Genomic DNA, 14280 nt, shown 5'->3' with positions numbered 1-14280 from the left:
GACATGACAGACAACATCCATAACCTCACCCGCTCCACTGACGACGTCGTCATCGTCGGCGGCGGTCTCGCTGGTCTGTTCTGCGCACTAAAGCTCGCGCCGCGGCCGGTAACGCTGATCTCGGCGGCGCCGCTCGGACAGGGCGCATCCTCCGCATGGGCGCAAGGCGGCATCGCGGCCGCTGTCGCCGAGGGCGACAGTCCTGAAGCGCATGCAGCTGACACCATCGCGGTCGGCGGCGGCATCGTCGATGAAGCGGTCGCGCTCGGCATCGCACGCGACGCCGCGCCGCGGATTCAGGATTTGCTCGCCTACGGCGTGCCGTTCGATCGCGATCTCGAAGGCCGGCTCGCCGTGGGGCGCGAGGCCGCGCATTCGGCACGGCGGATCGTTCATGTCCGCGGCGACGGCGCGGGCGCGGCGATCATCGCGGCGCTGAGCGAGGCGGTACGCCGCACACCGTCAATCCGCCTGATCGAAGGCTTTGTCGCCGAAGCGCTGTTGACCGAGGACGGCGCCGTCACCGGCCTTCAATTGCGTGAGGCCGACAATTTCGCAGCGAGGCCCCTGATGATCGCTTCGCGCGCGATCGTGCTGGCGACTGGCGGCATCGGCCATCTCTATGCCGTCACCACCAACCCGGCCGAGGCCAATGGATCCGGCTTTGCGATTGCCGCGCGCGCCGGTGCTGTGATCGCCGATCCTGAATTCGTGCAATTCCATCCGACCGCCATCATGGTCGGCCGCGATCCCGCGCCGCTTGCGACCGAGGCGCTGCGCGGTGAAGGCGCGACGCTGATCAACGGCCATGACGAGCGCTTTATGGCGGCACTCCATCCGCTCGCCGAGCTTGCGCCGCGCGACATCGTGGCCCGTGGCGTATTCGCCGAGATCGCAGGCGGTCGCGGGGCTTTCCTCGATGCGCGAGAAGCACTGGGCGCACGCTTCGCCGACAAATTCCCGACCGTGCATGCAAGCTGCATCGCGGCCGGCATCGATCCAGCGACGCGGGCCATCCCGATCGCGCCGGCTGTGCACTATCACATGGGCGGCATCGCGGTCGACGCACGCGGCCGCAGCTCGATCGATGGGCTCTGGGCTGGCGGCGAAGTATCGTCCACCGGTGCGCACGGTGCCAACCGGCTCGCCTCGAATTCGCTGCTGGAGGCCGTGGTCTACGCCGCCCGCATCGCCGACGACATCGCCGGCCACGCGATCGCCTCACCTGCCCGCCTCCCCGAGGCGCTGGTGACGCCGCGCGGCGGTGCGCCGGACGCAGTTAGCGTGAAGCAGTTGCGCGCGATGATGAGCACGCATGTCGGCGTGATCCGCGCGCGCGACGGGCTCGCAGAGGCCGTGCGCAGCTTTGCAGCACTCGAGCACACGGCCACGAGCGTCACTATCCGCAACATGGCGACAGCAGCCCTGCTCGTCGCCACTGCGGCCTGGAGCCGGCGCGAGAGCCGCGGCGCGCATTTCCGTGCGGACCATCCTGCCGACGTCCCCGCGCTGGCGCAGAGAACGATGACCACGCTCGCTGCGGCACGCGCGGTCGCGGACGGCCTCGCCGAACATCCAATGCCGCGCATCGCGCAATCCATGATCGCCTGACGGAGTTTTTCATGATCACCCCGACCTCCCTGCTCTATCCCGACGCCTTCCTCTCTCCGCTCGCCATCGAAGAGGCCGTGCACCGCGCGCTCGACGAGGATCTCGGCCGGGCCGGCGACGTCACCTCGCTCGCGACGATCCCGGAAGCGACCAAAGCGCAGGCTGTCCTTGTCGCGCGGCAATCCGGCGTGATCGCTGGCTTGCCGCTGGCGCTGGCGACACTGCAAAAGCTCTCCCCCGACCTCGAGGTGCGTGCGCATGTCCGCGACGCCGCGCGCGTTGCCCGCGGGCAGCACGTGCTGACGATCTCCGGCCCGGCGCGCGCCATTCTCACCGCGGAGCGAACCGCGCTGAATTTCGTCGGCCGGCTGTCCGGCGTCGCCACGCTTACGGCTGATTACGTCGCGCGCACCGAGGGCACCAAAATGCGCATCTGCTGCACGCGAAAAACCACGCCGGGATTGCGGGCGCTGGAGAAATACGCGGTGCGTTGCGGCGGCGGCTTCAACCACCGTTTTGGTCTCGACGATGCGATCCTGATCAAGGATAATCACATCGCGGTCGCCGGCGGCATCCGCCCCGTGCTGGAGCGTGCCCGCAGCTATGCCGGCCATCTCGTCAAGATCGAGATCGAGGTGGATACGCTCGCCCAGCTGCGCGAGGTACTCAACACCGGCCTCGCCGAAGCCGTGCTGCTCGACAACATGGACATCGCGACGCTGCGCGAGGCGGTGCGGATGACGGAAGGCCGCCTCGCACTGGAAGCGTCCGGCGGCGTCACGCTGGACTCGATCCCAGCGATCGCAGCCACCGGCGTCGACTACGCCTCAGCCGGCGCGCTGACGCATTCGGCCCCGAATTTCGACTGCGCGCTGGATATCGAGGCGTGAGCTGCTCTTCTCCCTCGCCCCGCTTGCGGGGAGAGGGTCGGGGTGAGGGGGAGTCTCCGCGAGGACGGTGACAGTTAGCCTCGTGGAGAGTCCCCCTCACCCGGATCTGCGATGCAATCCGACCTCTCCCCGCAAGCGGGGCGAGGCAAGAAAGGCTACCGCCGCTCGACCACACCCATCTCGGCGGAGCTCTTGGCTTCCTGCGCGAGCTCAGCGGAAAGCGCAGCAGTCTGCGCCGGCGTGCCCCAGCTCGGCTCTTCGCTGCCGTCGCCCCAGTTGCGCGGCCGGTAGAAGGTGTGCACGCCGAATTTGTACATCTTCTTCATCTCGGCGACCCAGGACGGGCGCACCCAATAGGCATGGTAGTGCGTCGACTTGCCGACCTCGGGCAGCCAGATCTGGCCGTCGAGCATCGCCTTCGAGATCTTCTTCGCGCGCTCCCACATCTCCGGCTCGCGGATCACGTCGGGATTGTTGTCGCAGGCGAAGGTGAACTGGCAGGCGAAGTGGCGGTACTTGTTCTGATAGACCACGCCGCACACGGTGTCCGGATATTTGCCGGAGAACACGCGATTCATCACGACTTGCGCGACCGCGATCTGGCCGCGCACGGCTTCGCCGCGGGATTCGAAATAGACGGCTTCGGCGAGACACTTTTCCGACTTGGCGCGTGACTTGTCGTCGAGCGCCAGCCGCTCGGCCGGCGATTTGGCGCGCTGGTTGTCGACGTTGACCTCGCCCTTCGGCGCGACGCTCTCGCCGCTCTCGGTCACGCTTGCGATGTCCTCGTTCGGCGGCGACAGCGAGGCGAGCTTCATGTCGGGATCTGGCATCACGATCAGCGGCTCGGCGCCGGGCTGCCAGCTTTCGATGCTGTCAACGGAGCCGCCGAGCGAGGAGCTGCCGAAGAACAGGTTCGAGGTCTTGATGCTGAAGGGATCGCGCGGCGGGGCAACGACCGTCGCCTGCTTGAGCGCGTTGAGCGGCTGCGCCGCAAACGACAGCGCATTGTCGTCGGCCTTCGGCGGATTGGCATATTGCGGCAAGGGCGGCGCGCGCATCGCCTCCTGGAGCTCGGGATCGAGCGCTGCCGCGGACTCCGGCGACATCGCTTGCGGCTGCGCGACCGGCAACTGGACAGGCATCTGAACAGGCATCTGAACAGTCTTGGCGCCGAACACGGAGCTATTGGAGGTCGCCGGATCTTGCTGCGCGGGCGCGGCGGCCGGTGCAACCGTCTCGGGCGCAGGCGTCGCGGTGGCGAGACGGTCGCCCTTCAGAGCGCGATCGACCTTGGGGAAATCGGAGGCCTGGTAGCGCGTCGGCGCCTGGAGCGTCGGATTGCCGCGGGAGATGGTGCCGGTGATGTCGCGGCCATCGAGGCTTGCGAGACGAACCATCGCGCTCTGCGGCGCAGACGTCCCGATCGGGCGCGAAAAGCTGTAAGTGGCAAGCTGAATGGACGAGGCTGCAGAGAACACCTGCTTCTGCCAACGCTCGGCGACGCCGGGCTGGCGCGCCAGCAGCGAGCCTATGTCCTGATAGCCGGTCTCTCTCGGCATCAATGCGAAGATGCAGAGACCGATTCCGAAGGATGCGAACCGCGCACCCTTCGGATGGTTACGCAACACTGACATCGATACGCTCACGCTACGCTTACACCAGAGAGATCGAGCCGCAGTACATCCGTGCAATTCGATCTTTATCGTGAGTATCTAATTTAGGTTGCCGGGGCGTTAATCGACGTTGCGCAACCGACACACTCAAGCGATGTCAGGTGTTTTCACGGGGCGATGCTGCGCGTTGGTAAATGCCGCCTCATTTGAAGCGGTAAACATTGGGTCAACGCGAATGGTGAAGGAACTCTTGCTGATATTTCTTGCGCGCACGTATCGTTACGGGACGCGTGCGGTTCCCGCTCCGCCGTCATTGCGAGCGCAGCGAAGCAATCCAGACTGTCTCCGCGGAGGGACACTGGATTGCTTCGCTGCGCTCGCAATGACGTGGGGAGATGATTGCTCAAAATAAAAAGAGGCGGGGACCAGCCCCGCCTCTCTCAACTCAATCGTGCTCTTCGCTTACGCCTGGCTCGCAACCGCCTTGCCGAGCGCGGCCTGGGCCGCAGCAAGCCGCGCGATCGGCACGCGGTAGGGTGAGCACGAGACGTAGTCGAGGCCGACATTGTGGCAGAACGCGACGGACGCGGGATCGCCGCCGTGCTCGCCGCAGATGCCCATCTTGAGCGAGGGGCGCGTCTTGCGGCCGCGCGTGACGCCGATCTTGACGAGCTCGCCGACGCCTTCCTGGTCGAGCGAGATGAAGGGGTCGATCGTAAGGATGCCCTTCGCCACGTAGGGACCGAGGAAGCTCGCGGCATCGTCGCGGCTGATGCCGTAGGTCGTCTGCGTCAGGTCGTTGGTTCCGAACGAGAAGAACTCGGCGCTCTCGGCGATCTGCTCGGCGAGCAGGCAGGCGCGCGGCAGCTCGATCATGGTGCCGACCTGATAGGCGAGTTTTGTATTCGTGTCCCGCATCACGGCTTTCGCGGTGGCGTCGATGCGCGCTTTGACAAGATCAAGTTCCGCCTTGGTCGCGATCAGCGGCACCATCACCTCGAGGCCGACGGCCTTGCCGGTGCGCTTCTCGGCTTCGACCGCAGCCTCGAAGATCGCGCGTGCCTGCATCTCGGCGATTTCAGGATAGGCGATCGCGATACGGCAGCCGCGGAAGCCGAGCATCGGATTGAACTCCGACAGCTCGCGCGCACGGTCGGCCAGACGCCGCGGATCGGTGTTCATGGCGCGCGCCACTTCCTCGACCTCGGCATGGGTGTGCGGCAGGAACTCGTGCAGCGGCGGGTCGAGCAGACGGATCGTGACGGGCAGGCCCTTCATGATCTCGAACAGCTCGACGAAGTCGGCACGCTGCATCGGCAGCAGTTTTGCAAGCGCAGCACGGCGCGACTGCTCGTCCTCGGAGAGGATCATCTCGCGCACCGTGCGGATGCGCGTCTCCTCGAAGAACATGTGCTCGGTGCGGCAGAGACCGATGCCCTCGGCGCCGAACTTGATCGCGGTGCGGGCATCATCCGGCGTGTCGCCATTGACGCGGACGCCGATCTTGCGGACCTGGTCGGCCCAGTTCATCAGCGTGCCGAACTCGCCGGAGAGCTCCGGCTCGATCATCGGCATGCGGCCGGCCAGCACCTGGCCGAGCGAACCGTCGATGGTGATGACATCACCGGCCTTGAAGGTGCGCGAGCCGATGCTCATGGTGCCGCGGCCGTAGTCGACGCGGATGGTGCCGCAGCCGGAGACACAGGGCTTGCCCATGCCGCGCGCGACCACGGCGGCGTGCGAGGTCATGCCGCCGCGGGTGGTCAAGATGCCTTCGGCAGCGTGCATGCCGTGGATGTCTTCGGGGCTGGTCTCGATGCGGACCAGAATGACCTTGCGTCCGTCACCCTGGAGCTTGGCCGCTTCGTCCGACGAGAACACGATCTCGCCGGACGCCGCACCGGGCGACGCCGGCAGGCCGGTCGCGATCACGTCGCGCTTGGCCTCGGGATCGATGGTCGGATGCAGAAGCTGGTCGAGCGAGGCGGGATCGATCCGCATCACCGCTTCTTTCTTGTTGATCAGGCCCTCATTGGCGAGCTCGACCGCGATGCGGAGCGCCGCCTTCGCGGTGCGCTTGCCGCCGCGGGTCTGCAGCATCCACAGCTTGCCCTGCTCGACCGTGAATTCCATGTCCTGCATGTCACGGTAGTGCTTCTCGAGCAGCGTGTAGATCCGCGTCAGCTCCTTGAAGGCCTCCGGCATCGCCGATTCCATCGACGCCTTGTCGGAGCCCGACTCCTTGCGCGCGTCCTCGGTGATGTCCTGCGGCGTGCGAATGCCCGCCACCACGTCCTCGCCCTGCGCGTTGATCAGGAATTCGCCGTAGAGCTTGCTCTCGCCGGTCGAGGGGTTGCGCGTGAACGCAACGCCGGTCGCCGAGGTCTCGCCCATGTTGCCGAACACCATGGCCTGCACGTTGACCGCGGTGCCCCAGGATTCCGGAATGTCGTGCAGCTTGCGGTAGGTCACCGCCCGCGCGTTCATCCAGGATGAAAACACCGCGCCAACCGCGCCCCAGAGCTGGTCGTGCGGATCCTGCGGAAAATCCTTGCCGGTTTCGCGCGCGACCGCGTCCTTGTACTTGCCGACCAGATCGACCCAGTCCTCGGCGGTGAGGTCGGTGTCGAGCGTGTAGCCCTGGCTGTCCTTGAAAGTGTCGAGGATTTCCTCGAAGTGATGATGCTCGAAGCCGAGCACCACGTCGGAATACATGGTGATGAAGCGGCGATAGCTGTCATAGGCGAAGCGGCGGTCGCCGGAGAGCTCCGACAGCGCTTCCACCGTCTCGTCGTTGAGGCCGAGATTGAGCACGGTGTCCATCATGCCCGGCATCGAGGCACGCGCGCCGGAGCGCACGGAGACGAGTAGCGGGTTCTTGGTGTCGCCAAACACCTTCCCGGTCAACTTGCCGACATAGTCGAGCGCCTTCTCAACCTGCGACTGCAATTCCTTCGGATAGGATTTGTCGTGCGCGTAGAAATAGGTGCAGACCGAGGTCGGGATGGTGAAGCCCGGAGGCACCGGCAGGCCGAGATTGGCCATTTCGGCGAGGTTGGCACCCTTACCGCCGAGCAGGTCGCGCATCTCCGAGCGGCCCTCGGCCTTGCCGTCACCGAACGTGTAGACCCACTTGCCGGCCTTGACCGCGGCTGGCGCCGCTTTGGCAGGCGCAGCCTTCACAGCGACCTTGGCGGCAACCTTCGGCGCAGCCGGCTTGGTCGCAGCCTTCGCTGCGGGCTTGGCCGCAGGTTTCGCAACCGGCTTGGCAGCGGCCTTCGCCGCAGGCTTTGCTGCGGCCTTGGCGACCGGCTTGGGAGCGCTCTTGGGAAGCGCCTTGCGGGCCGCCGGCATGGTCTTCGCCTTGGCGGATGGCTTTGATTTCGCTGCAGTTTTAGAAGGCTTCGAGGCGGCTTTGGCCATAGCTTGCACACAACCTGCGAGAGGAATGGGAAATCGCGCGCCTTACACCACTTTGGGCAGGCCCGCGCAAGTCGAAGAGTTCCGGAAAATGAAGGCCTAGAGATGGAGCCACTTCAACAAACCGAGCCCGATCGCACCATTGATGATGAGAAAGATCGCAACGATCAGGTTGAGAAGGCGCGGCATGATCAGGATGAGCACCCCCGCAATCAGCGACAGGATCGGCGAAATGTGGGCGATGGTGAGGTGCATGAACTATCTTTCCAGGCTCGGGTAGCTTGAGGCGAATCGCGGGCGGATCATAGCGGACCGGGTTCCGCGGGTAGAGACGCACAAGGGACGAATGAGTTCCCCGCTTCGCGAAAACGGCCTGAAATTGCCGCGTATGCGGCAGCTCTTTTCCGGAACATCGCGCGCGTCGCAGCATTGGCAACCGGTCGCGCCACTGGCGCTTCCCGAAAAACTTGTCGAAGGAGTTTTCCATGCGGAACAGGATTCTTGCCCTTGCAGCGCTCGCGGCCGCGATCGGCTCGCCCGTCGCAGCGCAGGCGCAAACCGGGATCACGGTGGGACGCGCGCCCGTCGTGGTCGATAGCGGCCCAACCATTGCGGTCGAGCAGCGGCCGGCTTTCCGCGACTATGTCGTCGAGCAACGTGTCCCGGCCTTCAGCATTCCGGATCGCGTGGTGGTCGGCAGCACATTACCTGAGACCGGCATCACCTATTATGACGTGCCGCAGCGTTTCGGCGCCACGACCTATCGCTACACCGTCGTGAACGGTGAGACCGTGCTGGTCGAGCCGCGCTCGCGGCGCATCGTCGAGGTGATGGAGTAGCACTTTTAGAGATCAACTAGATGTCCGGCGCGTCACATCAATCAGGCTGACGCGCATCGCGTAGTCGGACATCAGGCCCTGCCCGGTCTTCCCCCCACCGGGCGGGGCTTTTTTGCGAGATCAATCCTGGATCTTCGAGAAATCCGCCACCGCACGCGTGGCGCTGCGGATTTCGTTGAGCAGCTTCAGACGATTCTCGCGCACCTTCGCATCGTCGTCGTTGACGCGAACCTTCTCGAAGAATGCATCGACCGGCGGCCGCAGCTTTGCCATCGCGCTCATCGCAGCGGCAAAGTCTTCCCTGGCGACGGCAGCGCTGGCTTCCGCCTTCACCTCGCCGATCGCCTTGGCCAGCGCCTTCTCCTCGCCAAGGCTGTAGAGCGCAGCATCCGGTGCACCGTCGAAGCTGCGCTTGTCCTTCTTCTCCTCGATGCCAAGGATGTTGCTCGCGCGCTTGATGCCGGCGAGCAGGTTCTTGCCGTCGTCGGACTCGAGGAATTTGCCGAGCGCCTCGACGCGGCGAACGATCATCAGGAGATCGTCCTGGCCGCCGAGTGCGAACACGGCGTCAACGAGATCGTGCCGCGCGCCCTGCTCGCGGAGCTGGACTTTCAGGCGATCGGCGAAGAAGGCAAGCAGATCGCTCGGAAGCTTCTGCGCATCCGCAGGCTTCACCGACAAGCCGGCAAGTGCCGACGCTGCCACCTTCATGAGCGACAAACGCAGCGCGTTCTCGGCGATCAAGCGAATGACGCCCAGCGCCGCACGGCGCAGCGCATATGGGTCCTTCGATCCCGTCGGCTTCTCGTCGATGGCCCAGAATCCAACGAGCGTATCGATCTTGTCAGCGAGCGCGACCGCGACGCTGACTGGATCCGTCGGCACGCGATCGGCAGGCCCTTGCGGCTTGTAATGCTCCTCGCAGGCGGCGGCGACGGACGCGTCCTCGCCCTGCGCCAGTGCGTAGTACTTGCCCATCAGACCCTGCACCTCGGGGAATTCGCCGACGACTTCGGTCAGCAGATCCGCCTTCGCCAGATGCGCGGCACGCGTCGCCTTGGCGACATCGGCGCCAACTAGCGGTGCGATCTCGGCGGCGAGCCGCTCGATGCGCTTGATGCGCGCGGCTTGCGTACCGAGCTTCTCGTGGAACACGATCTGCTCGAACTTCGGCAGCCGATCCTCGAGCCTGGTCTTGAGGTCGGTCTCGTAGAAGAACTTTGCATCCGACAGGCGCGGACGGATCACGCGCTCATTGCCGGCAACGATGACCTTGCCGCCGTCGGCCGCCTCGATATTGGCGGTGAGAACGAATTTGTTGGTCAGCTTCCCGGTCTTGGTATCCCTGACCACAAAGCACTTCTGGTTGTTGCGGATGGTGGCGCGGATCACCTCGTCCGGGATCGCGAGATACTCTTCTTCGAACGATCCCATCATCACGACGGGCCATTCGACGAGGCCCGACACCTCGTCGAGCAGCGCCTGATCCTCGACCAGCTCAAAACCTTGCGCGAACGTCAGCTCCTTGGCGTCGGCAAAGATGATGTCCTTGCGCGCCTGCGCATCGAGGATGACTTTGGCGGCCTTCAGCTTCGCTTCGTAGTCCTCGAACCGGCGCACCGGAATCGCAGCCGGCGCCATGAAGCGATGGCCGTAGGTGGTCTGGCCCGTCTGGATGCCGTCGACAGAGAACTTCACGACATCGGGCTCTTCGGTCTCAAGGCCGAAGGTTGCGGTGATCGCGTGCAGCGGGCGCACCCAGCTCAGCGATCCCGGTTTTCCGGAGCGCGCGCCCCAGCGCATCGATTTCGGCCAGGGGAAGGTGCGGATGATGACGGGCAGGATTTCCGCGAGCACGTCGATCGCGTCGCGCCCGGCCTTCTCGATCAGCGCGATGTAGAAGTCACCCTTCGGGTCGCGCTGGATCTTGGCCTCATCCAGCGACTTCAAGCCCGTCGCTTTCAAAAAGCCCTGCACGGCTGCATCGGGGCCGCCGACTTTAGGTCCACGGCGTTCGGTCTTCAAATCAGGCTGGCGCGCAGGGATGCCGTGCACGGTGAGCGCAAGACGGCGCGGTGTCGCGAAGGCTTTTGCGCCATCGTAGACCAGCCCCTCGGCGACGAGCTTGTCGGTGACCAGGCGGCGCAGATCGTCGGCCGCCTTGGCCTGCATGCGCGCGGGAATTTCTTCCGAAAACAGTTCAAGCAAAAGATCGGGCATCAGGCCGCTCCGCCCGCATCAGTATGGATCCAGGCCTCGCCGCAGGCCTTGGCCAGCTCGCGCACGCGAAGAATGTAGCTCTGACGCTCGGTCACGGAGATCACGCCGCGCGCATCGAGCAGGTTGAAGACATGGCTTGCCTTGATGCACTGGTCATAGGCGGGCAGTGCCATCAGGTGCTCTTTGCGATTGCCTTCGCGCCAGCCTGACTCAAGATATTTCCGGCAAGCGGCTTCCGCCATCTTGAACTGCTCGAACAGCATCGCGGTATCGGCAATTTCAAAATTATGCCGCGAATATTCCCGCTCGGCCTGCAGGAAGACGTCGCCATAGGTGACCTTGGCATCGCCTTCGCGGCCGTTGAAGTTGAGATCGTAGACGCGATCGACGCCCTGCACATACATCGCAAGCCGCTCGAGCCCGTAGGTGAGCTCGCCCGCGACCGGCGCGCATTCGAAGCCTGCGACCTGCTGGAAATAGGTGAACTGGCTGACTTCCATGCCGTCGCACCAGCATTCCCATCCGAGGCCCCAGGCGCCGAGCGTCGGGCTTTCCCAGTCGTCCTCGACGAAGCGGATGTCGTGCACGGCGGAATCGATGCCGATCGCGGCGAGCGATTTCAGGTACAGCTCCTGAAGGTTCGGCGGCGACGGCTTCATGATCACCTGGAACTGGTAGTAGTGCTGCATCCGGTTCGGATTCTCGCCGTAGCGGCCGTCCTTGGGCCGGCGCGAGGGCTGCACATAGGCCGCGTTCCAGGGCTTTGGCCCGAGCGCGCGCAGCGTGGTCGCCGGATGGAAGGTACCCGCACCCATCTCCATGTCGTAGGGCTGCAGGATCACGCAGCCCTGCTCGGCCCAGAACCGCTGGAGCGCGAGGATAAAACCCTGGAACGAGCGTTCCGGGCGCATATGGGCGGGCAATGAGGCGTCCATCGTCAGATCAGGCTCTCGCGGGGGGTTTTGAATCGCGCGGGACCGTATCGACGGCGGGGGTGGGAATCAAGGCGAAGGGGCTTCTTACCTCTCCCGCTTGCGGGAGAGGTCGGCGCTCGACAGAGCGCCGGGTGAGGGCTCTACCCTCTTGGGCGGTCTTGCTAGAGGAGAGACCCCCGCCCCAGCCCTCCCCCGCAAGCGGGAGAGGGAGCACACCGAGCGTGCGGAGAGAGTGCTAACCCGGCCGATACGCCCCGGTAATCGGGTCACGCTTCAGCGTCTGGATATTCCCCATATGGGCGGCCTCGGCGACGCGTGACAGGCGCATCTCCTCCAACTCCTGGTTGATCCGGACAGCGGTCTTGTAGGCCCAGCGGACCACGGCAAGCCCGCCCAGGACGCCCGCGAAAGCGACGAACGGCGGCATCTGACGATCCTTGTCTAGTGCTCAGCCCCGCGCACATTCTTGCGCAGACCGGGCCGCGCCGCAATTGGCTCGGCCCGGACCAAATGGCGCGGGAGCGGCTCCGGCTAGAACCCGAATTTCGCCCAAATCGCCCGCGTCTCGACCGCCGAGATCAGCTCGTCCGGCAGGCCGGCCATTGATTCCATGGCCGAAAGCTGCCCGGCGCCGGGCGATTTCCGCCCCAACAGGCCGGAGAGCAGCCCGCTCGGCTGAGCAATCACAGGGGTGAGAACCTTCTCGCCATAGCGGGCACGAAGAGTTGAGCGGAGATCGCCGATGCCGTCGGCGAGGCCCAGCGCGATCGAACTCTCGCCGGCCCAGTACTCGCCGGTGAACAGGGTGTCGTCGGCGCCCTTGAGCCGCGCGCCACGGCTTTCCTTCACCAGCGCGATGAAGATCTGGTGGATCTCGCGCTGAAGCGCCTTCAGCTTGGCGACGTCGTCGGGGTTTTCGGGCAGGAACGGATCGAGCATCGCCTTGTGAGCGCCGGCGGTGTAGAGCCGCCGCTCGATGCCGAGCCGCTTGATCGCCTCCTGGAAACCAAAACTGCCTCCGACCACGCCGATCGAGCCGAGGATCGAGGACGGATCGCAAAAAATCTCGTCGCCGGCGCAGGCGATCATGTAGCCGCCGGAGGCTGCGACGTCCTCGACGAACACCAGCACCGGCAGCTTCTTCTCTGCCGCCAGCTGCTTGATGCGCAGATAGATCTGGCGCGACTGCACCGGCGAGCCGCCGGGCGAATTGATCACCAGCGCCACCGCCTTGGCGTTGCGGACCGAAAAGGCCCGCTCCAGCACGCGGGCGACGCCGGCGAGCGTCATGCCTGGACGCAGCGGCGTCACTGCGCCGATGACGCCGGACAGCCGCACCACGGGCACCACCGCCGTGCCCGGGCGGAAGCGCGCCGGCAGATATTGCAGCAGCTTGTCGGCCAGGCCGGAATCTGCGCGATCGTTCAATTGTTCGGCCATGCCGTTACCTCTGATTAACCATTTCTTATCACGCGACTGTCATTGGAAGTGCCTGGAACGTGTTTTGCAGATTCCTCGTTGGGAAGCTGCAATGAAGCAGCGGAGGAAATGCCATGAAGATCTATCTGCTGTTGATGCTGATCGGCGCGCTTTTCACGGCTATCCGCTTTACATCCCCGCAGGAACAGCAGTCGGAATCGCTTCCCCAGTAAGCTGTCATGGCTCCGCCAGCGACAAGACCGCCCTCCCTTCCAGAACATTCCGCACCTCTTTTTTAGGCACGCGTGACTCATCGTTGAGCATGAGTCCCGGCAGCAATCGCGTCGGGGCCCGGCTGCCCTTGACGGCGCGCACCAGCACCCGGATCGCAGGCCGTGTCTCTTCGCCATGAACCGGCAGGACCGACAGGCTGCCGAAGCCGCGTGACAGCGCTGCTAAGACCTCGGCAATCCCATCCGCGCGCCAGATCAGGGTCAGCACACCGTTCGATCGGAGGATGCGCCGTGCTGCATGCACCCAGGCATGCAGCGTCTCCTCGGTCGCGACATGCGCAGTGTGACGCGCCTGGTCCGGCGAGCCGCGGTGCCGCGTGGAATCGTTGAAGGGCGGGTTCATCATCACGCAGTCGGCGCTCTCGGGCATCAGCCCATGTGCTGCAAAAGCCTGTGCATCCGTCGTGACGTCGAGCACAATCACCTCCGCGGTAATCGCATTCGCGGCCGCATTGGTGCGCGCGAGCCCGGCCAGCTCCGGATCGATCTCGACGAGGCAAAGATCGACCCCGGCCACGCGGCGGGCCAGCGCCAGCCCGGCCGTGCCGATGCCGGCGCCGAGATCGACCACACGGTCGCCAGCGCGCGCCTCGGTCGCCGCTGCAAGCAGGATCGCGTCGTGCCCGGCGCGATGGCCGGAGCGCTTCTGCTTGAGCAGCAGCTGCCCGCCGAGAAAGGCGTCCTCGGTGAGATCTGTGACGACGTCAATCATCGCCGCGCAGTTCGTGGCTAAGCCCGGCCTCGGTCAGCAATTGCCGGGCCTCGATGGCATCGTCCTCATGGACCAGGATCCGCCGCGGCAGGACGCCGAGCGAGCCCTCGATGATGCTCATGTTCTGGTCCAGCACCAGATGATGGATGTTCGCGCCGTCGAGCAGCGCGCCGATCGCCGACACCAGCACGATATCGTTGGTCCGAACCAGTTCACGCAAACGAGCCTCCTGCCTGAACGGGGTGAGCAGCAAATGTCAATGGTTGCACAGGCCTTGCCGCATCCCCGTCCAGTTTCTATTGTCTTTCCATCAGAATAGCCCTTC

Annotated in this window: 12 protein-coding genes; 3 read left to right on the top strand and 9 right to left on the bottom strand. The window is 65.0% G+C overall.

Annotated elements, in window-relative coordinates; all coding sequences use genetic code 11:
* Positions 1-3: 3 nt before the first annotated feature.
* Both ACP2YP_RS10330 and nadC read left to right on the top strand, forming a co-directional pair.
* Positions 4-1611 carry an L-aspartate oxidase gene (locus ACP2YP_RS10330; RefSeq protein ID WP_426424021.1) on the top strand — a complete coding sequence of 536 codons (1608 nt, stop codon included), beginning with the start codon at positions 4-6 and terminating at the stop codon, positions 1609-1611.
* Between the two features lie 11 nt (positions 1612-1622).
* A complete protein-coding gene (gene nadC, locus ACP2YP_RS10325; protein WP_426424020.1) occupies positions 1623-2501 on the top strand; it encodes a carboxylating nicotinate-nucleotide diphosphorylase in 879 nt (292 codons plus the stop codon).
* Between the two features lie 155 nt (positions 2502-2656).
* On the opposite strand, the gene ACP2YP_RS10320 is transcribed toward nadC, so the two are convergent.
* The 3 genes from ACP2YP_RS10320 to ACP2YP_RS10310 all read right to left on the bottom strand — a co-directional run bounded on the left by ACP2YP_RS10320 (position 2657) and on the right by ACP2YP_RS10310 (position 7792).
* The gene (locus tag ACP2YP_RS10320) at positions 2657-4138 is read right to left on the bottom strand and encodes a cell wall hydrolase (protein ID WP_426424019.1); all 1482 of its coding nucleotides are present in this window, start codon (positions 4136-4138) and stop codon (positions 2657-2659) included.
* A 441-nt stretch (positions 4139-4579) separates the two neighbouring features.
* Positions 4580-7540 carry a pyruvate, phosphate dikinase gene (gene ppdK, locus ACP2YP_RS10315; RefSeq protein ID WP_426424018.1) on the bottom strand — a complete coding sequence of 987 codons (2961 nt, stop codon included), beginning with the start codon at positions 7538-7540 and terminating at the stop codon, positions 4580-4582.
* A gap of 96 nt (positions 7541-7636) precedes the next feature.
* Complete coding sequence (locus ACP2YP_RS10310) at positions 7637-7792, bottom strand: DUF3096 domain-containing protein (RefSeq protein ID WP_084291949.1); 156 nt, start codon at positions 7790-7792, stop codon at positions 7637-7639.
* A gap of 230 nt (positions 7793-8022) precedes the next feature.
* Between ACP2YP_RS10310 and ACP2YP_RS10305 the strand changes: the two genes are divergently transcribed.
* A complete protein-coding gene (locus tag ACP2YP_RS10305; protein ID WP_426424017.1) occupies positions 8023-8376 on the top strand; it encodes a DUF1236 domain-containing protein in 354 nt (117 codons plus the stop codon).
* A 120-nt stretch (positions 8377-8496) separates the two neighbouring features.
* On the opposite strand, the gene glyS is transcribed toward ACP2YP_RS10305, so the two are convergent.
* The 6 genes from glyS to ACP2YP_RS10275 form a co-directional block, all read right to left on the bottom strand.
* On the bottom strand, positions 8497-10596 hold the full coding sequence (glyS, locus tag ACP2YP_RS10300; RefSeq protein ID WP_426424016.1) for a glycine--tRNA ligase subunit beta: 2100 nt from the start codon (positions 10594-10596) through the stop codon (positions 8497-8499).
* A complete protein-coding gene (locus tag ACP2YP_RS10295) occupies positions 10596-11531 on the bottom strand; it encodes a glycine--tRNA ligase subunit alpha (protein ID WP_426424015.1) in 936 nt (311 codons plus the stop codon). Before ACP2YP_RS10295 ends, glyS begins: the two co-directional genes overlap by 1 nt.
* Before the next feature lie 235 nt (positions 11532-11766).
* Positions 11767-11958, bottom strand: a complete 192-nt coding sequence (locus tag ACP2YP_RS10290; protein WP_426424014.1) for a hypothetical protein — start codon at positions 11956-11958, stop codon at positions 11767-11769.
* 104 nt (positions 11959-12062) lie between these two features.
* Positions 12063-12971, bottom strand: coding sequence for a S49 family peptidase (locus tag ACP2YP_RS10285; RefSeq protein WP_426424013.1), 909 nt, complete (start codon positions 12969-12971; stop codon positions 12063-12065).
* Between the two features lie 216 nt (positions 12972-13187).
* Positions 13188-13955, bottom strand: a complete 768-nt coding sequence (locus tag ACP2YP_RS10280; RefSeq protein ID WP_426424012.1) for a tRNA1(Val) (adenine(37)-N6)-methyltransferase — start codon at positions 13953-13955, stop codon at positions 13188-13190.
* The gene (locus ACP2YP_RS10275; protein ID WP_027529147.1) at positions 13948-14175 is read right to left on the bottom strand and encodes a DUF2007 domain-containing protein; all 228 of its coding nucleotides are present in this window, start codon (positions 14173-14175) and stop codon (positions 13948-13950) included. The genes ACP2YP_RS10280 and ACP2YP_RS10275 overlap by 8 nt, the downstream gene beginning before the upstream one ends.
* Positions 14176-14280: the final 105 nt, after the last annotated feature.

It is taken from the genome of Bradyrhizobium genosp. A (assembly GCF_049949275.1).
Taxonomy (GTDB): Bacteria; Pseudomonadota; Alphaproteobacteria; order Rhizobiales; family Xanthobacteraceae; genus Bradyrhizobium.
The sequence above is the reverse complement of the archived record's forward strand: the minus strand, read 5'-3'. Positions and strand labels throughout refer to the sequence as shown.